19 protein-coding genes are annotated in these 19,121 nt (G+C 66.4%); 12 read left to right on the top strand and 7 right to left on the bottom strand.

What is annotated here, in order from left to right; all coding sequences use genetic code 11:
- Positions 1–3: 3 nt before the first annotated feature.
- From ACF8O7_RS10860 to ACF8O7_RS10850, 3 genes are all read right to left on the bottom strand, one after another.
- Positions 4–1,815 carry a PhoH family protein gene (locus ACF8O7_RS10860; protein ID WP_047217378.1) on the bottom strand — a complete coding sequence of 604 codons (1,812 nt, stop codon included), beginning with the start codon at positions 1,813–1,815 and terminating at the stop codon, positions 4–6.
- 176 nt (positions 1,816–1,991) lie between these two features.
- Positions 1,992–2,477 carry a peroxiredoxin gene (locus ACF8O7_RS10855; RefSeq protein WP_012207021.1) on the bottom strand — a complete coding sequence of 162 codons (486 nt, stop codon included), beginning with the start codon at positions 2,475–2,477 and terminating at the stop codon, positions 1,992–1,994.
- 138 nt (positions 2,478–2,615) lie between these two features.
- Complete coding sequence (locus tag ACF8O7_RS10850; RefSeq protein WP_017407848.1) at positions 2,616–2,984, bottom strand: Mth938-like domain-containing protein; 369 nt, start codon at positions 2,982–2,984, stop codon at positions 2,616–2,618.
- A 171-nt stretch (positions 2,985–3,155) separates the two neighbouring features.
- Between ACF8O7_RS10850 and ACF8O7_RS10845 the strand changes: the two genes are divergently transcribed.
- From ACF8O7_RS10845 to ACF8O7_RS10815, 7 genes are all read left to right on the top strand, one after another.
- The gene (locus tag ACF8O7_RS10845; protein ID WP_016447750.1) at positions 3,156–4,391 is read left to right on the top strand and encodes a pyridoxal phosphate-dependent aminotransferase; all 1,236 of its coding nucleotides are present in this window, start codon (positions 3,156–3,158) and stop codon (positions 4,389–4,391) included.
- Positions 4,392–4,501: 110 nt separating this feature from the next.
- Positions 4,502–5,851: a homoserine dehydrogenase gene (locus tag ACF8O7_RS10840; protein WP_016447749.1), complete on the top strand. Its 1,350-nt coding sequence runs from the start codon at positions 4,502–4,504 to the stop codon at positions 5,849–5,851.
- A 140-nt stretch (positions 5,852–5,991) separates the two neighbouring features.
- Positions 5,992–7,419 carry a threonine synthase gene (gene thrC / locus ACF8O7_RS10835; protein ID WP_392414753.1) on the top strand — a complete coding sequence of 476 codons (1,428 nt, stop codon included), beginning with the start codon at positions 5,992–5,994 and terminating at the stop codon, positions 7,417–7,419.
- Between the two features lie 46 nt (positions 7,420–7,465).
- A complete protein-coding gene (mobB, locus tag ACF8O7_RS10830; protein WP_016447747.1) occupies positions 7,466–8,026 on the top strand; it encodes a molybdopterin-guanine dinucleotide biosynthesis protein B in 561 nt (186 codons plus the stop codon).
- A 10-nt stretch (positions 8,027–8,036) separates the two neighbouring features.
- On the top strand, positions 8,037–9,272 hold the full coding sequence (gene glp / locus ACF8O7_RS10825) for a gephyrin-like molybdotransferase Glp (RefSeq protein WP_392414752.1): 1,236 nt from the start codon (positions 8,037–8,039) through the stop codon (positions 9,270–9,272).
- Entirely contained in the window at positions 9,269–9,544 is a 276-nt protein-coding gene (gene moaD, locus ACF8O7_RS10820; protein WP_277848864.1) for a molybdopterin converting factor subunit 1, read from the top strand. Before glp ends, moaD begins: the two co-directional genes overlap by 4 nt.
- Before the next feature lie 5 nt (positions 9,545–9,549).
- Positions 9,550–9,903: a recombinase family protein gene (locus tag ACF8O7_RS10815; RefSeq protein ID WP_017404077.1), complete on the top strand. Its 354-nt coding sequence runs from the start codon at positions 9,550–9,552 to the stop codon at positions 9,901–9,903.
- Here ACF8O7_RS10815 and dapA read toward each other — a convergent pair.
- The 3 genes from dapA to ACF8O7_RS10800 all read right to left on the bottom strand — a co-directional run bounded on the left by dapA (position 9,849) and on the right by ACF8O7_RS10800 (position 11,676).
- Positions 9,849–10,784 (bottom strand): 4-hydroxy-tetrahydrodipicolinate synthase, encoded by a 936-nt coding sequence (gene dapA / locus ACF8O7_RS10810; RefSeq protein ID WP_016451198.1) that lies wholly within the window; start codon positions 10,782–10,784, stop codon positions 9,849–9,851. The two genes, ACF8O7_RS10815 and dapA, sit on opposite strands and share 55 nt — an antisense overlap.
- A 284-nt stretch (positions 10,785–11,068) precedes the next feature.
- Positions 11,069–11,413: a hypothetical protein gene (locus tag ACF8O7_RS10805; RefSeq protein WP_047217375.1), complete on the bottom strand. Its 345-nt coding sequence runs from the start codon at positions 11,411–11,413 to the stop codon at positions 11,069–11,071.
- An 8-nt stretch (positions 11,414–11,421) separates the two neighbouring features.
- On the bottom strand, positions 11,422–11,676 hold the full coding sequence (locus ACF8O7_RS10800) for a hypothetical protein (RefSeq protein ID WP_212644976.1): 255 nt from the start codon (positions 11,674–11,676) through the stop codon (positions 11,422–11,424).
- Positions 11,677–11,775: 99 nt separating this feature from the next.
- Between ACF8O7_RS10800 and moaE the strand changes: the two genes are divergently transcribed.
- Entirely contained in the window at positions 11,776–12,237 is a 462-nt protein-coding gene (gene moaE / locus ACF8O7_RS10795) for a molybdopterin synthase catalytic subunit MoaE (protein WP_016447740.1), read from the top strand.
- A gap of 9 nt (positions 12,238–12,246) precedes the next feature.
- Here the strand turns inward: moaE and ACF8O7_RS10790 are convergent, their stop codons facing one another.
- Positions 12,247–13,176 (bottom strand): DMT family transporter, encoded by a 930-nt coding sequence (locus ACF8O7_RS10790; RefSeq protein ID WP_016451200.1) that lies wholly within the window; start codon positions 13,174–13,176, stop codon positions 12,247–12,249.
- 68 nt (positions 13,177–13,244) lie between these two features.
- Between ACF8O7_RS10790 and ACF8O7_RS10785 the strand changes: the two genes are divergently transcribed.
- The 4 genes from ACF8O7_RS10785 (at position 13,245) to ACF8O7_RS10770 (ending at position 18,936) form a co-directional block, all read left to right on the top strand.
- A complete protein-coding gene (locus ACF8O7_RS10785) occupies positions 13,245–14,153 on the top strand; it encodes an AraC family transcriptional regulator (RefSeq protein WP_016447738.1) in 909 nt (302 codons plus the stop codon).
- Positions 14,154–14,286: 133 nt separating this feature from the next.
- Positions 14,287–16,899 (top strand): ATP-dependent chaperone ClpB, encoded by a 2,613-nt coding sequence (clpB, locus tag ACF8O7_RS10780; protein ID WP_017404083.1) that lies wholly within the window; start codon positions 14,287–14,289, stop codon positions 16,897–16,899.
- A gap of 30 nt (positions 16,900–16,929) precedes the next feature.
- Complete coding sequence (locus ACF8O7_RS10775) at positions 16,930–17,289, top strand: hypothetical protein (protein ID WP_016447736.1); 360 nt, start codon at positions 16,930–16,932, stop codon at positions 17,287–17,289.
- A 210-nt stretch (positions 17,290–17,499) separates the two neighbouring features.
- Positions 17,500–18,936 carry an aldehyde dehydrogenase family protein gene (locus ACF8O7_RS10770; RefSeq protein ID WP_016447735.1) on the top strand — a complete coding sequence of 479 codons (1,437 nt, stop codon included), beginning with the start codon at positions 17,500–17,502 and terminating at the stop codon, positions 18,934–18,936.
- The last annotated feature ends 185 nt before the right edge of the window (positions 18,937–19,121 follow it).

Below are 19,121 nucleotides of genomic sequence, written 5' to 3'. Positions count from 1 at the left end.
GGCTTACAGCACCTCGCTGGCGAAGTCGGCCAGGCGCGAGCGCTCGCCGCGCGCCAGCGTGATGTGGCCGCTGTGGGGCCAGCCCTTGAAGCGGTCCACGGCGTAGGTCAGTCCCGACGATCCCTCGGTCAGGTAGGGCGTGTCGATCTGCGCCAGATTGCCCATGCAGATGATCTTGGTGCCGGGGCCGGCGCGCGTGATCAGGGTCTTCATCTGCTTGGGCGTCAGGTTCTGGGCCTCGTCGATGATGACGTACTTGTTCAGGAAGGTGCGGCCGCGCATGAAGTTCATGCTCTTGATCTTGATGCGGCTGCGGATCAGCTCGTTGGTGGCGGCGCGGCCCCATTCGCCGGCATTGCCGCCATCGCCCTTGGCCAGGAATTCGAGGTTGTCGTCGAGGGCGCCCATCCAGGGGCCCATCTTCTCTTCCTCGGTGCCGGGCAGGAAGCCGATGTCCTCACCCACGCTGACCGTGGCGCGCGTCATGATGATCTCGGTGTAGCGGCGGTCGTCCAGCACCTGGGACAGGCCGGCGGCCAGGGCCAGCAGGGTCTTGCCCGTGCCGGCTGTGCCGGTCAGCGTGACCAGGTCGATGTCCGGGTTCATCAGCAGATTCATCGCGAAGTTCTGTTCGCGGTTGCGCGCCGTGACGCCCCAGACGGCGTACTTGGGATTGCCGAAGTCCTTGAGCGTCTTGAGCACGGCCGTCTTGTCGCGGATCTCGGTCACGCGCATGAACAGGCTGGGCTCGCCCGGTGCCTCGTGGTAGACGAACTGGTTGATCATCAGCTGGTCGACGATGGCGCCGCTGATGCGGTAGTAGGTGATGGCGCCTTCCTGCCAGCTTTCGACGTTCTTGCCGGCCTTGGCCCAGAAGTCCTGGGGCAGGGCCAGGGCGCCTGCGTACAGCAGGTCGCCGTCGTCCAGTACCTTGTCGTTCTGGTAGTCCTCGGCCGCAAGGCCCAGGGCGCGTGCCTTGACGCGCATGTTGATGTCCTTGGACACCAGCACGACTTCACGCTCGCTGAACTTCTTGCGCAGCGCGGCGACAACACCCAGGATCTGGTTGTCCGCCTTGCCCTGGGGCAGGCTGTCGGGCAGCGAGGTCTCCAGCGGTTCTGTCTGGAAATACAGCATTCCCGTGGCGCTGCGCTGGCCCGTGGCATTCAGCGGCAGGCCCTTGTCCAGCGTTTCGGAGGGCTGGGAGGCGACCAGTGAATCCAGCGTGCGGCTGACCTGGCGGCCGTTGCGCGCCACTTCGGTCATTCCCTTCTTGTGGCCGTCGAGCTCTTCCAGCACCACCATGGGCAGGAAGATGTCGTGCTCCTCGAAGCGGAACAGGCTGGTCGGGTCGTGCAGCAGCACGTTGGTGTCGAGCACGAACAGCGTCTTCGGGCCTGTGCGCGTGCGGCGTGGGCGAACCGGCGCTGCCAGCAGTGCTGCCGGCTTGGCTTCCGTGGCCGACCTGTTGGCCGACCGGGTGCTGGACGGCGCTGCCGTTGCGTTGGAATTGTCGGTTGCACGGCGCTGCCGATGGGCCGGGGCTGCAGTCGCGGCCGCAGGAGCCGGTGCCGGTGATGCGGGCTTGGCGTTGCGGCCGCGTGCCGGTGCGGGCTTTGCGGCTGTGACGGTGGTGTTGGAGGCGGAGGCCGGGGCCGGCTTGCGCTTGCGTGGCGCGGCGGCAGCTACGGCCTCGACTGCATCGGGAAGATCGTCAGCGGGCAGGGGGTCTGCGTGCTGGGCACCGCGCACGGGAAGAAAGGCTTCGGGGGAGAGCTTGGCGGCACGGCGGCCGGGTGCGGGGGGCAGGGGCATGGTGGACGAACCGTTCCTCAACAAGGATCAAAAAGCACAAAGCCGCCTGGAAACCGAGGCGGCTTTGGAGGGGTGACAGGGAAAAGCGTCTTTGCTAAGAGGCATTGCCCCATTATGCATAGGCGGACGGCCTGAATATGTCGGCCGGCACTCTGTCACCTGTCGGATTGTTGCTATCAGGCAGCCTGCTTCAATGCCTTCAGGGTCTTGACAGCCTTGAGTACCTCGTCAACGTGGCCGGGAACCTTCAGGCCGCGCCATTCCTGCACCAGCAGGCCATCGGCTCCGACCAGGAAGGTGGAGCGCTCGATGCCCTTCACCTTCTTGCCGTACATGATCTTGTTCTTGACCACGCCGAACATGTGGCACATTTTCTCTTCCGTATCGGCGATCAGCTCGAACGGCAGTTCCAGCTTTTCCTTGAAGTCGTCGTGCGACTTCATGTTGTCGCGCGAGACGCCAAACACGGTGGCGCCAGCTTTCACGAAGTCCTTGTACTTGTCGCGGAACTGCATGGCTTCGGTGGTGCAGCCAGGCGTATTGTCCTTGGGGTAGAAATACAGGATCAGAATCTGGCCCGTGTGGGAGGTGTTGGTCACCTTGATCCCGCCGGTAGCGTTGGCTTCAAATTCGGGAAGGGGTTTGTTGACAACGATCGCCATGCGCTTATATCTCTCGGGTGTAGTCGTTGAAATGCCGAGGGCCGTGTTTGTGTTTTTGCTTTTATCGGAAATGCCCCCAACCGCAACCTGCAATTTTACCCTGAAAACGGAATTTCTCCCAATCAGGGGGGCAGGAGTCTACTCCAAGAGTAGGGCCGCGACGACGTTACGGCCTTCGCTGGCAAGGATGTTGTAGGTGCGACACGCGGCCTGCGTATCCATGCTTTCCAGGCCGATGCGTCGGGCCATGAGCGGGCGCAGCCAGGCCGCTGGCGGGAAGCGGTTGCGCTGGCCGCTGCCCAGGATGATGACCTCTGCATCCAGCTGGGACAGGGCCTCGAAATGCTCAGGCGTCAGGTCTTCGAAGCGGGCACAGTCCCAGGCCTGGCGCAGGCCTTTGGCACCGACAAGCAGGCTGTGTTCGAACTTTTCCCGGTCCACGGCGACCCAGCCGGGGCCATAGCCCGTGATGCTCTGTGCTTCGGATTTGTCGGCGTGGAATTTCATGGATGAGGGTGGCGCGGTCTGCGCGATGGGGGTGGCCGCCACATGGGTCGGGGCCAGGGCGATGCTGCATTGCGGAACTGTGGTCAAATTATAGGTTTCACCAGGGTGCATGGGGCACTTTGGCGTGCATGAAGGCCGCAAGCCCGCGCCGGCCATTTTCATATTCTCAGCATGAAAACCGTTCTCAAATCCGCAAAACTAGCCAACGTCTGTTATGACATCCGCGGGCCCATCATGGACGCGGCCAAGAAGATGGAAGAGGACGGCCAGAAGATCATCAAGCTCAATATCGGCAATCTGGCCGTGTTCGGCTTCGACGCTCCTGAGGAAGTGCAGCAGGACATGATCCGCAACCTGCCCAATTCGGCAGGCTACTCGGACAGCAAGGGCATCTTCGCGGCGCGCAAGGCCGTGATGCATGAGACCCAGCGCCAGGGCATCCTGGGCGTGACGCTGGACGATATCTACCTGGGCAATGGCGCATCCGAGCTGATCAGCCTGGCCACGAACGCGCTGCTGGACGACGGCGACGAGATGCTGCTGCCGGCGCCCGACTATCCGCTGTGGACCGCCGTCACCAGCCTGTCCGGCGGCACGCCCGTGCACTATATGTGCGACGAGTCCAACGGCTGGATGCCCGATCTGGACGACATCCGCGCCAAGATCACGCCGCGCACCAAGGGCATCGTCGTCATCAACCCCAACAATCCGACAGGTGCCCTGTACAGCAAGCAGCTGCTGCAAAGCATCGTGGCGCTGGCCCGCGAGCATGGCCTGGTGATCTTCGCCGACGAGGTCTATGACAAGGTGCTCTACGACGACGTCGTGCATACGCCGCTGGCCAGCCTGTCCACCGATGTGCTGACGCTGACCTTCAACTCGCTGTCCAAGGCCTATCGCAGCTGCGGCTACCGCGCCGGCTGGATGGTGGTCTCGGGCGACAAGAAGGCGGCCAAGGACTATATCGAGGGCCTGAACATGCTCTCCAACATGCGCCTGTGCGCCAATGTGCCTGGCCAATGGGCCGTGCAGACGGCGCTGGGCGGGCATCAGAGCATCGACGAGCTGGTGCAGGAAGGCGGCCGGCTGCGCGTGCAGCGCGACCTGGCCTACCAACTGATCACCGAAATCCCCGGCGTGAGCTGCGTCAAGCCGCAGGCCGCGCTGTATATGTTCCCGCGCCTGGACCCCGAGATCTACCCGATCAAGGATGACCAGGCGTTCTTCCTGGAAGTGCTGCAGGAGACCAAGGTCATGCTGGTGCAGGGAACAGGCTTCAACTGGCCGCACCCCGACCATTTCCGCATCGTCTTCCTGCCGCACGACACCGACCTGCGCGAGGCCATCCGCCGCCTGGCCGTGTTCCTCGAGAAATACCGCAAGCGCCACGGCACGGACCGCGGCTGAACTGTGCGGGGGCCGGCGGGGGAGAGGGCCTTGCGCCGACCATCGCTTTTTACCGGCTGCCGGCGCGCACCCTCTGGGCGCCGCAGCATTTTTTGACTGGCAAGTAGTTTATGAAACCGATCCAAGTAGGCCTTCTGGGCATTGGCACCGTGGGCAGCGGCACCTTCAACGTGCTGCAGCGCAACCAGGAAGAGATCCGCCGCCGCGCGGGCCGCGGTATTGAGATTGCCATGGTGGCCGACCTGGATACGGAACGCGCACGCTCCGTCGTGGGCGACACGGCCAAGGTGGTCGGCGATGCGCGCGAGATCATCGCCAACCCCGAGATCGACGTGGTGATCGAGCTGATCGGCGGCTACGGCATTGCCAAGGCCCTGGTGCTGGAGGCCATTGCCGCCGGCAAGCATGTGGTCACGGCCAACAAGGCCCTGCTGGCCGTGCATGGCAGCGAAATCTTCAAGGCCGCCGCCGAGAAGGGCGTGATGGTGGCCTACGAAGCGGCCGTGGCCGGTGGCATTCCCATCATCAAGGCGCTGCGCGAAGGCCTGACGGCCAACCAGATCCAGTGGGTGGCCGGCATCATCAACGGCACGACCAACTTCATCCTGTCCGAGATGCGCGACAAGGGCCTGGACTTCGACGTGGTGCTCAAGGAGGCCCAGCGCCTGGGCTATGCCGAAGCCGATCCGACCTTCGACATCGAAGGCGTGGACGCCGCCCACAAGGTCACGCTGATGAGCGCCATCGCCTTCGGCATTCCCGTGCAGTTCGACAAGGCGCATGTGGAAGGCATCACCAAGCTGTCTGCGGCCGACATCAAGTACGCCGAGCAACTGGGCTACCGCATCAAGCTGCTGGGCATCACCAAGCGCACGGACAAGGGCATCGAGCTGCGCGTGCACCCCAGCCTGGTGCCGACCAAGCGCCTGATCGCCAACGTGGAAGGCGCGATGAACGCCGTCGTCGTCCATGGCGACGCCGTGGGCACGACGCTGTACTACGGCAAGGGCGCGGGCTCCGAGCCCACGGCCAGCGCCGTGATTGCCGACTTGGTGGACATTGCCCGCCTGCACACGGCCGACCCCGAGCACCGCGTGCCCCCGCTGGCCTTCCAGTCGAACACGCTGGTCGCCGCAGGTGGCGAGCTGCCCGTGCTGCCCATGAGCGAGGTGGTCACCAGCTACTACCTGCGCATCCGCGTGGCCGACGAAGCCGGTGTGCTGGCCAAGATCACCAGCATCCTCGCCGGTGCCGGCATCAGCATCGATGCCCTGCTGCAGCGCGAGGCTGGCGAGGTGAGCGGCGACAGCGAAGGCAGCCAGGGCGTGCCGCAGACCGACCTGATCATCCTGACCCACGCCACGCGCGAAGGCGACATGGATGCTGCCCTGGCGCAGATCCAGCAGTTGCCCACGGTGCTGGCCCCTATCAACCGCATCCGCAAGGAAGAGTTGAACTAAGACACCCCCTGAGCGGCTGCGCCGCTTCCCCCTCTCTCGCACGCGGGAGGGGGACGACGCCCTCGCTGCGGGGCGGCCCTTGCTCGGCATCCCTGGCATCGGCCGCGCCCCGTCTCACAGAATACTGACGAGGAAGCGACATGCTTTATCTTTCCACGCGCGGCCACGCGGACCGCAAGCGCTTTTGCGACATCCTGCTCGAGGGCCTGGCGCCCGATGGCGGGCTGTACCTGCCCGAGCGCTATCCGCAGATCGATGCCGCCCGCCTGGGCGAGCTGCGCAGCATCTACAAGGAGCAGGGCTACGCGGCCCTGGCCTTCGAGATCCTGAGCCTGTACATCGACGACATTCCGGCCGAGGATCTGCGCGCCCTGTGCGCCAAGACCTATACGCAGCAGGTGTTCGGCACGGCCGAGATCACGCCGCTGCGCCCGCTGGAAGACGGCCTGTGGCTCGAAGCCCTGTCCAACGGCCCCACGCTGGCCTTCAAGGATATGGCCATGCAGCTGCTGGGCAACCTGTTCGAGTACGAACTGGGCCGCCGTAGCGAGGAGCTGAACATCCTGGGCGCCACCAGCGGCGACACCGGCAGCGCCGCCGAGTACGCCATGCGCGGCAAAAAGGGCGTGCGCGTGTTCATGACCAGCCCGCGCGGCCGCATGAGCCCCTTCCAGCAGGCCCAGATGTTCAGCCTGCAGGATGCCAACATCCACAACATCGCCATCGAAGGCGTGTTCGACGACTGCCAGGACATCGTCAAGGCCGTCTCCAACGACCACGCCTTCAAGGCGAAGTACAAGATCGGCACGGTCAACTCGATCAACTGGGCCCGCCTGCTGGCCCAGGTCGTCTACTACTTCGCCGGCTACCTGCAGGCCACGCAGGGCAATGACCAGAAGGTCAGCTTCACGGTGCCCAGTGGCAACTTCGGCAACATCTGCGCCGGCCACGTGGCGCGCCAGATGGGCCTGCCGATAGCGCGCCTGGTGGTGGCAACCAACGAGAACGATGTGCTCGACGAGTTCTTCCGCACGGGCGCCTACGTGGTGCGCGGCAGCGAGCACACCTACGAGACATCGAGCCCCTCGATGGACATCTCCAAGGCCAGCAACTTCGAGCGCTTCGTGTTCGACCTGCTGGGTCGCGATGGACAGGCCACGCGCGAATTGTTCGCCGAGGGCGTGGCACGCCAGGGCCGCTTCGACCTGGGCGGCAACCCGCTGTTCCAGGAAGCTGCTGCCCGCTACGGCTTCGTCAGCGGCAAGAGCACGCATGCCGACCGCCTGGCCACCATCCGCGATACCTTCGAGCGCTTCGGCACCATGATCGACACGCACACGGCCGACGGCGTCAAGGTGGCGCGCGAGCAGCTGCAGGCCGGCGTGCCCATGATCGTGCTGGAGACGGCACTGCCCATCAAGTTCGCCGCCACCATCGAGGAGGCCCTGGGCCGCCTGCCCGATCGCCCGGCCAAGTTCGAAGGCATCGAGGACCTGCCCAAGCGCGTGACCGACTTGCCGGCCGACGCCGAGCAGGTCAAGGCCTACATCGCCCGGCATTGCGACTGATGCCACGGCCGGGCTGTCCGCAGGTCCGCAGCTGGAGTGCATGGCGATGAAGGTCATCGGCTTCGCCGGCTACTCCGGCTCGGGCAAGACCAGCCTGGTGGAGCCCCTGATCACGCTGATGCGTGCGCAGGGGCTCAGCGTTTCGGTGGTCAAGCATGCCCACCACCATTTCGATGTCGATCACGAGGGCAAGGACAGCTGGCGCCACCGCAAGGCGGGTGCCTATGAGGTGGTGCTGGCTTCCGATCGCCGTCTGGCGCTGATGCGCGAATTCCCCCGGCCCACGGAGCTGTCGGTGCACGACATGCTGGCCGAGCTGGACCCCCTCGTGGACTGGGTGCTGGTAGAAGGTTTCAAGCACGCCGACCTGCCCAAGATAGAAATCTGGCGCGAGCAGCCCGAGCGCACCAGCGCCGGCAAGACCCAGGCGCCTTTGTTCCCGCACGATCCCCATGTGCTGGCCGTGGCAACCGATGCGCCGGCCCGCCTGCCCGAGCCGCCGCGCCAGCCCGTGCTGGACCTCAACGCGCCAGCGCAGATACTGCAATGGCTGCTGGATCAGGGGGAGCGCCTGCGCTACCGTGCACCTGACAGCGGCCAAGACTAGGAGAAAAACCATGCGAGCCCCGCTCAAGCCCCTCGATGAAGCGCTGGCCGAACTGCTGGCCCAGGCACTGCCGCTGGCTGGCGATGACACCGTGGACTGCTTTGACGCCGATGGCCGCGTGCTGCGGGTCGACGCCGTCTCGCCGCTGCAGGTGCCGCCCCAGGACAACAGCGCCATGGACGGCTACGCCGTGCGCAGCGCCGAATGCACGCAGGGCAATGCCGAGCTGCCCGTCTCGCAGCGCATCCCCGCAGGCGCCGTGGGCCAGCCGCTGGCCGTGGGCACGGGGGCGCGCATCTTCACGGGGGCTCCGGTGCCCGAAGGTGCCGATGCCATCGTCATGCAGGAAGACTGCGAAGTCCTGGAAGACGGTCGCGTGCGCATCAAGGCGCGGCCCGAGGCCGGGCAATGGATACGCCGCTCGGGCGAAGACATCCGGCGCGGCGCCACCGTCATCGCGGCCGGCACGCGCCTGTCGCCGGCCGAGCTGGGCCTGGCCGCCAGCATCGGCCTGGCCTCTTTGCGCGTGGCACGCAAGCCGCGCGTGGCCCTGTTCTCCACGGGCGACGAGCTGGTCATGCCGGGCACCGTGGCGCCCGAGCAGATGCCGCCCGGCAGCATCTACAACAGCAACCGATTCTTCCTTCGCGCCCTGCTGCAGCGCATGGGCTGCGAGGTCACCGACTTCGGCATCGTCCCCGACCGGCGCGAGGCCACTGTGGATGCTTTGCGCGAGGCGGCCCGCGCGCATGACCTGATCCTGACCAGCGGCGGGGTGTCGGTCGGCGAGGAAGACCATGTCAAGCCCGCCGTGCAGGCGCTGGGCCAGCTCGACCTCTGGCAGATCGCCGTCAAGCCCGGCAAGCCCTTCGCCTATGGCCGCGTGAACCGCGAGGGCGAAGGCTTTGCCCACTTCATCGGCCTGCCCGGCAACCCGGTCTCCAGCTTCGTCACCTTCCTTTTGCTGGTGCGCCCCTTCGTGCTGCGCCTGCAGGGCGTGCAGCAGGCGCTGCCGCGCTCGGTCGAGGTGCGCGCCGACTTCCATTGGCCTCGCGGGGACAAGCGCCGCGAATTCCTGCGCGTGCGCTACAACGAGGGCGGTGGCCTGGAGCTGTTCCGCAACCAGAGTTCGGGCGTGCTGACCTCGGCAGCCTGGGGCGATGGCGTGGTGGACAACCCGCCAGGCCAGGCCATAGCGCCGGGCGACCGGGTGCGCTTCATCGCCTTTTCGGAGCTGCTGTCATGAGCCAGGCCGTCCCCACCGCCATCACCATCACCGTGCGCTATTTCGCCTCCATCCGCGAAGCCCTGGGCACGGGCAGCGAAACCCTGTCCACCGAGGCCGCCACCGTGGGCGCGCTGCGTGAGGAACTGATTGCGCGTGGCGGTGCCGCCACCGAAGCGCTGGCCCCTGGCAAGGCCGTGCGCATGGCGCTGAACCAGGTCCTGTGCGATGCCGGTGCCGCCATTCGGCAGGGGGACGAGGTGGCTTTCTTCCCCCCCGTGACCGGAGGTTGACCCAAATGACCACCGACAAGCCCGTGGACCAGGCCATCAGCGCACGCACGCGCAAGGCCCTGTCCGAAGCCAAGGCGCGCGGCGTGCAGCTGGGCCGCGCAGGCGCAGACAACCTGCGCGCCACCGTGGAAAAGCGCAAATCCACGGCCGATGCCTTCGCCCAGCAGCATGAGGCGCTGTTCGCCGAACTGCAGGCGCGCGGCCTGACGCACCGCGCCATGGCCGCCGAACTCAATGCGCGCGGCATTGCCGCGGCCCGGGGTGGCGAGTGGACGCACGGTCAGGTGCAGCGCATCCTGAACCGCTACGCCGACCTGCGTTCGGCAACACTGTCTGCGGACGGCAGCAGCGGCAGCTGAATCCCGGCCAGCCGCTGCGCCAGCGCGGCCGATGCCGGCTGCATGGGCGCCCGCAGCGTTGCCCGCATTCGGCCCTGCTGCGCCAGCAAGGCCTTGATGGGGGCGGGGTTGGGCTCGGCAAAGCAGGCGGCGATGTGCGGCTGCAGCGGCTGCCACAGCGCACGGGCAGCGGGCAGGTCGCCGCGCTCCAGGCATTGCATCAGCTCGACGAAGTGCCCTGTATGCGCGTGCGCGCTGGCAGCAATCGCTCCCGCGCCGCCCAGGGCCAGCGTGGAAAAGATCTGCGCGTCTTCGCCGGCCAGCACCTGCAGTTGCCCATCGGCGATCAGTGCCTGGGTCTTGGCGGCATCGCCCCCGCAATCCTTGATGGCCACGATGCGCTCATGTGCGGCCAGCGCACGCAGCGTGGCCAGCTCCAGCACCACGCCGGTGCGGTAGGGAATGTCGTAGACGATGACCGGATGGGCGCTGCGCTCGGCAATCGCCGTGAACCACTGCAGCAGGCCTGCCTGCGACGGGCGTATGTAATGCGGCGCGGGCACCAGAATGCCTGCCAGCGGCAGGGCGTTCAGTGCCTGAACGCGGGCCAGCGCATGCCCCAGGTGGCAGTCCGAAACGCCCATGACCACGGGCATGCCCTGGGCCGCTGAGAGGATGGTGGACAGGGCGGCATCGTGCTCCGCTTCGCTCAGCGCGGCGGCCTCGGCGGTCGAGCCGCAGGCCACGTAGCCGGCGATGCCGCTGGCGTTGTAGTGCTGCACCAGGGCGCGCAGCGCCCCGTGGTCCACCGCCGCCTCATCTCCAGGAAGAAAGGGCGTGACCAGCGGAAGCCACAGCCCCTGGAATCGGGCTTGCGGCGAGGTGGTGGAAGGCAAAGACATGGAAGATCCCTTCGGGTGATTCAAACAATGAACGACCGGACGCAGCCACCGGCCAGACCGAGGGCGGAAAGGCAGGCGCCTGAAGGGATGCGGGAAGGGGAGATGGAGGCTGCCGGGCCGGTTCCGTCGCTCATCTGGACGGAACCTCAGCTCCGGTCAGACGAGCTGGGGTTTGCAGGCTTTGCCCAGGCACAGGCACACGGCATCGCCGTGGCATGTGGGGAAGGCAAAGATTGCAGGCATGGCGCGCAGTGTAGCGCGCCTGAGCGCCTCGGTGGTGACCTTCAGGCTGCGCCTTCGGCGCCGGGAGGGGTTGATGCATCGGGCAGCAGCGGTGCCTGCCACTCCAGCAGCTCGGCCAGGCGCTGCACGATCCAGCGCGCCTCACCAGGGCTGACGATGGAGCCATCGGCCGCAAGGCCCGCGTGCATGCCCAGCAGCACGCCTTGCTCCGAGGAGTTGCCGGAGTGGTAAAGCGTCTGCGCCTGCTCGACCAGGTGGCTGGCCAGGTCCTCGCACAGTTCATAGCGCCCGACCACGTCTGCAATCGATGCCTTGAGCCGGCCGTGCCGGTCGGCATACAGGGCGGCAAAGCTCGGCGGCGGCTGTATCTGGCTGGTCTCGTCCATGGCGCGCCTCAATCGGGTTCGAACAGGCGTTCGAAGCGTGCGATGTCTTCGGCCAGCTCGCAGCTCACCAGCTGGCCCATCTTGCCGTCGCCCAGCCGGTGGGCTGCAAACAGCGTGGCCTTGCCGCGAAAGCCGTAGTCGGGCAGGTGGATGATGGTGTAGGGATGGGGCACGAACAGCTGGTGCTCGTAGACCACGCGCTGCTCGTTGCGCGGCGAGGGGTAGAGCATGTATTCGGGGGTGGTGATCGTGAGTGTGGCCATGCGTGGCCCGCCGCAGCAAAAAAGCGCTGGGGGCGGGGGAGGGCAATGCTACCGCGTTCATCGCCTTCTGGCGCGCCGCCGCCCTGCGACAATGCGGGCATGCAAGCAGCCCGTGTATCCATCCAGACCGAGGATTTCGACGTATCGGCCGAACTCGCCGCCCTGCGCTCCGGCGACGCCCGCGTGGGGGCGGTCTGCAGCTTCATAGGCACGGTGCGTGACCGCAACGAGGGCGCCGCCGTGGCCAGCATGGAGCTGGAGCACTATCCGGGCATGACCGAGAAATCCATCGAGGCCATCATCGACGAGGCCGTGCAGCGCTTCGGCATCCATGGCGCGCGCGTCATCCACCGCATCGGCCCGCTGCAGCCCATGGACCAGATCGTGCTCGTGGCCGTCACCGCATCGCACCGGGGCATGGCTTTCCAGGCCTGCGAATACATCATGGACTACCTCAAGTCGCTGGCGCCTTTCTGGAAAAAGGAACAGACGCCCGAGGGCGCGCGCTGGGTGGATGCGCGCGTCAGCGACGAAGAGGCGCTGGCGCGCTGGCGCCAGTGAGCTGACGCTTCAGGCCCTGCGCAGTGCGGCACCCCGCAACCATTGCGGCGGCCGGAACACCAGCAGGTTGCCGAACATCACCAGCAGCAGGCCACCCACGGCCAGCGGCGTCCACACATAGCCTTCGAAAAGGGCCGAGATACTGAGCGCAACGATGGGGAACAGCACCGTCGCATAGGCCGCCTTCTCGGGGCCCAGGCGCCCGACCAGGGTCAGGTAGGCCGTGAACGCGATCACCGAGCCCGGAATGGCCAGGTACAGCCAGGAGCCCACATAGGTCCAGCTGGCATCGAAGCGCCAGGGCAGGCCCGCCACCAGCGCATAGCCGGTCAGCAGCAGCGTGCCGGCCAGCATGCCCCAGGCATTGGTCTGGGCCGGCCGCCAGCCCATGGACTGCAGCGAGGCCGACAGCATGTTCCCGCAGGAAAAGCACAGCGTGCCCAGCACGGCCCAGGCCAGGCCGGGCAGGCTGGCATGCCGGCCTTCTCGCAGCTCGGGCCAGAACAGCGCCACCAGGCCTGCAAGGCCGAAGAGGCTGCCGGCCAGCACATGGGGCGCCAGCCTGCGGCCGTGGATGATGCGCGCCAGCAGCGCGTTCCAGAGATTGGCGCTGGAGAACACCACGGCGGCCAGGCCGCTGGCCAGCGTCTCGCTGGCATGCATGAAGCACACGAAGTTGAAGCTGAACAGGCACAGGCCCTGGGCCAGCACGCGCGGCAGCGCCGGGCCGCGGGGCACGCGCAGCTGGCGCGACCAGGCCAGCCAGGCGAACATCAGCACGGCGGCCAGCGCAAAGCGGTAGGCAATGGACAGCTCCACGGGCACGGTGCCCAGCTGCAGCTTCAGGGCGATCCAGGTCGAACCCCAGATCAGCACGACCAGGGCATAGAGGGTGGCAGTCATGGCCGGTGATGATCGCGCCGCAGGCTGGGCGGGCATGGCAGATTCCTGCGGTTTGATGGCCTGGCGCCATGCGTCGGTATGGCTGCGGGACGACAATCGCTGCCATGACGCCCACGCCGCTGCCCGAGCTGCCATCCAGCCACCTGTGCCAGGTGCTGTCACGCTCCAAGGCCCTGCTGCAGCGGCGCGTGCGCCTGAGCGAGGGGGTGGAGCTGGCCGTCTGGGCCAATGTGGACGACGAGGTGCGCTACTGCCAGCCCGGTCACCACACGCTGTCGGTCTACCTGGCCGGCGGCGAGGGCTCGCAGCTCAAGGCGCGGCCCGAGGCCATGGGGGCGCCGGGGCGCATCTGCATCTTCACGCCAGAGGACGAATCGCACTGGCTGGTGCGATCGCCCGTGCAGTTCCTGCACCTGTATGTGTCCGACCTGGCCTGGGCGGGGCGCGTGGTCCGCATGCTGGATGCCGAGCCCCGCTCGCGCACCTTGCGTGCGCAGATCTACGGGGACGATCAGGCCTTCCACGCCGGTGCCCGTGCGCTGATGCAGCTGGACTGGCAGGACCCGCAGCAGCAACTGGCGGCCGATGCCATTGGCCAGCAGCTGGTGGACCGGCTGGTGCTGCAGTCCGCCACGCCGCGCCAGGTGCAGGCGCTGCAGCGGCCGCTGGGCGGGCTCTCTGCGGCCGTGCGGCGCAGGGTGCTTGCCCATATCGAGGCGCATCTGCATGACTCCAAGGCCGTGTCGCTGCCGGCACTGGCGAGACAGGCCTGCCTTTCGGAATTCCATTTCGCACGCATGTTCCGCCAGAGCATGGGCTGCACGGTGCACGAATGGGTGCTGCAGCAGCGCCTGGCACGGGCACGGCGCGCCCTGTCTGCGCGCAACGTGCCGCCGCTGGCCGAGCTGGCGCTGGATTGCGGCTTTTCCAGCGCCAGCCACCTGGTGCGCAGCTTCCGGGCGCATTTGGGCGTTACGCCTACGCAGTTCTCGATCTTTCAGCGCAATGCTTGAGAAGGATGGCCGGCCTCGCCGGCCTTGATCTGGCGCAAGCGTCTGTCCTTGCGGGCCGGGCATGGCTTGAAATTTGCCCTGCCGGTATCAGATAAATCGCAATGACCCTGTTTCAGGAGCGAAAAGAAACACCATGCGAATCGACAAACTGACAACCAAGTTCCAGGAAGCCCTGGCCGACGCGCAAACGCTGGCCCTGGGCGGTGACCAATCCAACATCGAACCCCTGCACCTGCTCGTGGCACTGCTGCGCCAGGACGACGGTCCGCGCTCGCTCTTGCAGCGTGCCGGCGCCAACGTGGGGCAGCTGCAGGCCGCAGCCGAGAAGGCTCTGGCAGACCTGCCGCGCGTGCAGCATCAGGACCAGGTGCAGGTCGGCTCCGAGCTGGGCCGCCTGCTGCAGGTGACCGAGAAGGAAGCCCTCAAGCGGGGCGACCAGTTCATTGCCAGCGAGCTGTTCCTGCTGGCGCTGACCGATAGCAGCGGCGCCTCCACGCGTGCGGGCCAATTGCTCAAGGAAAGCGGCGTGACGCGCTCCACGCTGGAGTCCGCTATCAACGCCGTGCGCGGCGGCCAGACCATGGACAGCGCCGAAGGCGAAGGCCAGCGCGAGGCCCTCAAGAAATACACCATGGACCTGACCGAGCGCGCGCGCATCGGCAAGCTCGATCCGGTGATCGGCCGCGACGACGAAATCCGCCGCTCCATCCAGGTGCTGCAGCGCCGCAGCAAGAACAACCCCGTGCTCATCGGCGAGCCCGGCGTGGGCAAGACCGCCATCGTCGAGGGCCTGGCCCAGCGCATCGTGGCCGGCGAGGTGCCCGAAAGCCTCAAGAACAAGCGCGTGCTGTCGCTGGACATGGCGGGCCTGCTGGCCGGCGCCAAGTACCGCGGCGACTTCGAGGAACGCCTGAAGTCCGTGCTCAAGGAAGTGGCCCAGGAAGAGGGGCGCATCATCCTGTTCATCGACGAGATCCACACCATGGTCGGCGCCGGCAAGGCCGATGGCGCCATGGACGCGGGCAACATGCTCAAGCCTGCGCTGGCGCGCGGCGAGCTGCACTGCATCGGCGCGACCACGCTCGATGAATACCGCAAGTACATCGAAAAGGATGCGGCGCTGGAGCGGCGCTTCCAGAAGGTGCTGGTCGAGGAGCCCTCGGTCGAGGACACCATCGCCATCCTGCGCGGCCTGCAGGTGCGCTACGAGGCCCACCACGGCGTGGACATCACCGACCCGGCCATTGTGGCCGCGGCCGAGCTGAGCCACCGCTACATCACCGACCGCTTCCTGCCCGACAAGGCCATCGACCTGATCGACGAGGCTGCGGCCAAGATCAAGATCGAGATCGACTCCAAGCCCGAGGTCATGGACAAGCTCGAGCGCCGCATGATCCAGCTCAAGATCGAGCGCGAGGCCATGAAGAAGGAAAAGGACGAGGCCTCGCAAAAGCGCCTGCAACTGATCGAGGAAGAACTCGGCAGCTTGGAGCGCGAGTACGCCGACCTCGAAGACGTCTGGAAGAGCGAAAAGGCCAGCGCCCAGGGCTCCGAGCAGATCCGCAAGGAGATCGACCAGATCCGCATCCAGATCGACGAGCTCAAGCGCAAGGGCGACTTCAACAAGGTGGCCGAGCTGCAGTACGGCAAGCTGCCCTCGCTGGAAAAGCAGCTCAACGAAGCCCAGGCCAGCGAGCAGGGGCAGGGCGGTGCGCCCGCCCACAGATTGCTGCGCACCCATGTGGGCGCCGAGGAGATTGCCGAGGTGGTCAGCCGTGCCACGGGCATTCCCGTGGCCAAGATGATGCAGGGCGAGAAGGACAAGCTGCTGCGCATGGAAGACCGACTGCATGACCGCGTCGTCGGCCAGGACGAGGCCATCTCGGCCGTGGCCAACGCCATACGCCGTTCGCGCTCGGGCCTGTCCGATCCCAACCGGCCCACCGGTTCCTTCCTGTTCCTGGGCCCCACGGGCGTGGGCAAGACGGAACTGTGCAAGGCGCTGGCCGGCTTCCTGTTCGACAGCGAAGACCATCTGGTGCGCATCGACATGAGCGAGTTCATGGAAAAGCATTCCGTGGCCCGCCTGATCGGCGCGCCGCCCGGCTACGTGGGCTACGAGGAAGGCGGCTACCTGACCGAGGCCGTTCGCCGCAAGCCCTACAGCGTGCTGCTGCTCGACGAGGTGGAGAAGGCCCATCCCGACGTCTTCAACGTGCTGCTGCAGGTACTGGACGACGGCCGGCTGACCGACGGCCAGGGCCGCACCGTGGACTTCAAGAATACGGTCATCGTGATGACGAGCAACATAGGCTCTTTGCTGATCCAGGCCATGGTCGGCGAGGATTACGATGATGTGAAAGACGCGGTCTGGGGGGAACTCAAGAACCATTTCCGACCCGAATTCCTCAACCGCATCGACGAGACCGTGGTGTTCCACGCGCTCGACGCGAAGAATATCGAGTCGATCGCAAGGATTCAGCTCAAGCTGCTGGAGCGGCGTTTGGAGAAAATGGACCTTGCGCTGCAGGTGTCCGACCAAGCACTGGCCGAACTGGCCAAGGTGGGCTTCGATCCCGTTTTCGGGGCCCGGCCGCTCAAGCGCGCGATACAGCAGCGGATCGAGAATCCGTTGTCGAAACTGCTGCTCGAAGGGCGCTTCCCGCCCAAGAGCACGATTGCGGTGCATGTGGACCCGGTACAGGAACCGGGCGTATTCCGGTTCGATGCGGCAGACTCCGCCTGACGCACCGGGCCAGCCAAGAAAGGCTTTGCTTTGAACGATTTCGTCGCCACCCTGACCCGCTGGGCCGTTCGCATCCTGCTGATGCTTGTGGGCCTGGTCTTCTTTGTCAGCCTGCTCACCGCAGCGGCGCTGCTGGCCCTGGTCTGGGCCGTGCGGGCGCTGTGGGCCAGGCTCACCGGCCAGCCGGTCATGCCCTGGGCCATGCGCATGAGCCCGCGGGCTGGCTGGCAGACCGTCTACCGCTCCGGCTCCGAGTGGATGGCCCAGCGCCCGCAGCGCGCCTACGGCGCGGCTGAAGGCGGTGGCCGTCGCGCAGGTGCAGGCGCAGGCGTGCTGCCGGGAGCGGGCGAGGTGACCGATGTTCAGCCCCGTGAAGTGCGCGAGCCCTGAAGCGTCTTGCTGCAGCCTTTACGCGGCCTGCGCATCTTCGCGCCCAGGCCGCGCATATCGGCCCGTATAGTCTGTAACCCTCGGGAGCCCGTGCAAGGCTCCCTTTTTTTTCTCCGAGCCGTTCTGGCTGCTTGCCGTCGTATCCAGCCAACCCGCAGGCGGCCTGTGCAGCACGAGAGCGTCTGCCGCGTCTTCTTACCATTGAGCCCTATGACCCAGATGGATCTTCATCGCGTCTTCGAACTTCAGTACCAGGCCAGCCGGGCGCAGGTGGACGTGCCGCTGCTGGTGCGCCGCGAGAGGCTGCTGCGCATGCAAAAGCTGCTGGACGAGCACGGCCCCGTGCTGGCTGCCGCAGTGCAGGCCGACTTCGGCATGCGCTCGCCACGGTTGACCGAGATGGTGGAGCTGTTCGTGCTGCGCAACCTGCTCAAGCACACGCTGCGCCATCTGGCGCGCTGGTCGGGGCGCCAGCGGGTGCGCACGCCGCTGATGCTCATGCCGGGCCGTGGGTGGATAGAGCGCCAGCCGCTGGGCGTGGTGGGGGTGATCTCTCCGTGGAACTATCCGGTGCAGCTGGCGCTGGGGCCTGCCATCACGGCCCTGGCAGCGGGCAACCGCGTCATGCTCAAGCCCAGCGAACTCACGCCGCACACGTCGGCGCAACTGGCCGCGCTGGTGGGGCAGTTCTTTGCGCCCGAGGAGTTCGCCGTGATCGAAGGCGATGTGAGCGTGGCCACGCAGTTTTCGGGCCTGCACTTCGACCATCTGCTGTTCACCGGATCGACGGCCGTGGGCCGGCGCGTGGCCCAGGCGGCCGCAGCGCACCTGACGCCGACCACGCTGGAGCTGGGCGGCAAGTCGCCCTGCATCGTCTCCACCGACTGCGACCTGAAGGAGGCGGCGCTCAAGATCGCACATGGCAAGCTCGTCAACGCAGGCCAGACCTGCATTGCCCCCGACTACGTGCTGCTGCCGCGTGGACAGGAGGCCGAATTCGCCGAGGCCTTTCGCGCCGCCGCGCAGCGGCTGTTCCCGCGCTTTGCCGGCAACCCGGACTATGCCGCCATCCTCACCAAGCGCCACCTGGCCCGCCTGCGGCAGATGCTGCGCCAGGCCCAGGGCATGGGCGCCCATGTCGAATGGATGGAGGACGGCGGCGCCAGCCAGGAGGGGGCGGACATGGCCTGGGGTGATGCCGTGGAGCGCCAGATGGCACCGGCCCTGGTCTTCAATGCCACCAGCCAGATGCAGCTCATGCAGGAGGAGATCTTCGGCCCCATCCTGCCCGTGATCAGCTACGACAGGCTGGACGACGTGGTCTCGGCCATCAACGCCGGGCCCAGGCCGCTGGCGCTGTACTGGTTCGGCCGCGACGAGAAGGTGCGTGATGCGGTGCTGTCACGCACCATCAGCGGCGGGGTGACGGTCAATGACACCCTGCTGCACTTCGCGCACGAGAACCTGCCCTTTGGTGGCGTGGGGGACAGCGGTTGGGGTGCCTATCATTCGGAGCAGGGCTTTGCGCGGCTGAGCCATCAGAAGGCGGTGTTCGTGCAGTCGCGCTGGTCAGGGGCCGCCATGCTGTATCCGCCCTATGGTGCGAAGTTCGATCGCATCATGGAACTGATGCGCCGCTGGCTGTGAGCAAGGGCTCGATCGGGCGTGCTGCCGGGCATGCCTGCATCGTGAGGAATTGTCAACTGATTCCTTGGCGAGCCTTGTGTTGCATGCACTAGCTGCTCTTTTTTGAAGAGCACATAGCACATCCGATAGCCGAGGGCAAGAAAACGAGCACAGCCGTACTTGCGTGCATGGCTAAGGGGCTCGAT

The sequence above is a fragment of the Delftia sp. WSY_16 genome (assembly GCF_043104415.1).
Classification (GTDB): Bacteria; Pseudomonadota; Gammaproteobacteria; order Burkholderiales; family Burkholderiaceae_C; genus Comamonas; species Comamonas tsuruhatensis.
This window is presented reverse-complemented; position numbering and strand designations above follow the sequence as displayed.

Coding starts and splice junctions, on each gene's coding strand:
- ACF8O7_RS10860 (WP_047217378.1), bottom strand. CDS start 1,815: ATGCCCCTGCCCCCCGCACCCGGCCGCCGTGCCGCCAAGCTCTCCCCC.
- ACF8O7_RS10855 (WP_012207021.1), bottom strand. CDS start 2,477: ATGGCGATCGTTGTCAACAAACCCCTTCCCGAATTTGAAGCCAACGCT.
- ACF8O7_RS10850 (WP_017407848.1), bottom strand. CDS start 2,984: ATGAAATTCCACGCCGACAAATCCGAAGCACAGAGCATCACGGGCTAT.
- ACF8O7_RS10845 (WP_016447750.1), top strand. CDS start 3,156: ATGAAAACCGTTCTCAAATCCGCAAAACTAGCCAACGTCTGTTATGAC.
- ACF8O7_RS10840 (WP_016447749.1), top strand. CDS start 4,502: ATGAAACCGATCCAAGTAGGCCTTCTGGGCATTGGCACCGTGGGCAGC.
- thrC (WP_392414753.1), top strand. CDS start 5,992: ATGCTTTATCTTTCCACGCGCGGCCACGCGGACCGCAAGCGCTTTTGC.
- mobB (WP_016447747.1), top strand. CDS start 7,466: ATGAAGGTCATCGGCTTCGCCGGCTACTCCGGCTCGGGCAAGACCAGC.
- glp (WP_392414752.1), top strand. CDS start 8,037: ATGCGAGCCCCGCTCAAGCCCCTCGATGAAGCGCTGGCCGAACTGCTG.
- moaD (WP_277848864.1), top strand. CDS start 9,269: ATGAGCCAGGCCGTCCCCACCGCCATCACCATCACCGTGCGCTATTTC.
- ACF8O7_RS10815 (WP_017404077.1), top strand. CDS start 9,550: ATGACCACCGACAAGCCCGTGGACCAGGCCATCAGCGCACGCACGCGC.
- dapA (WP_016451198.1), bottom strand. CDS start 10,784: ATGTCTTTGCCTTCCACCACCTCGCCGCAAGCCCGATTCCAGGGGCTG.
- ACF8O7_RS10805 (WP_047217375.1), bottom strand. CDS start 11,413: ATGGACGAGACCAGCCAGATACAGCCGCCGCCGAGCTTTGCCGCCCTG.
- ACF8O7_RS10800 (WP_212644976.1), bottom strand. CDS start 11,676: ATGGCCACACTCACGATCACCACCCCCGAATACATGCTCTACCCCTCG.
- moaE (WP_016447740.1), top strand. CDS start 11,776: ATGCAAGCAGCCCGTGTATCCATCCAGACCGAGGATTTCGACGTATCG.
- ACF8O7_RS10790 (WP_016451200.1), bottom strand. CDS start 13,176: ATGCCCGCCCAGCCTGCGGCGCGATCATCACCGGCCATGACTGCCACC.
- ACF8O7_RS10785 (WP_016447738.1), top strand. CDS start 13,245: ATGACGCCCACGCCGCTGCCCGAGCTGCCATCCAGCCACCTGTGCCAG.
- clpB (WP_017404083.1), top strand. CDS start 14,287: ATGCGAATCGACAAACTGACAACCAAGTTCCAGGAAGCCCTGGCCGAC.
- ACF8O7_RS10770 (WP_016447735.1), top strand. CDS start 17,500: ATGACCCAGATGGATCTTCATCGCGTCTTCGAACTTCAGTACCAGGCC.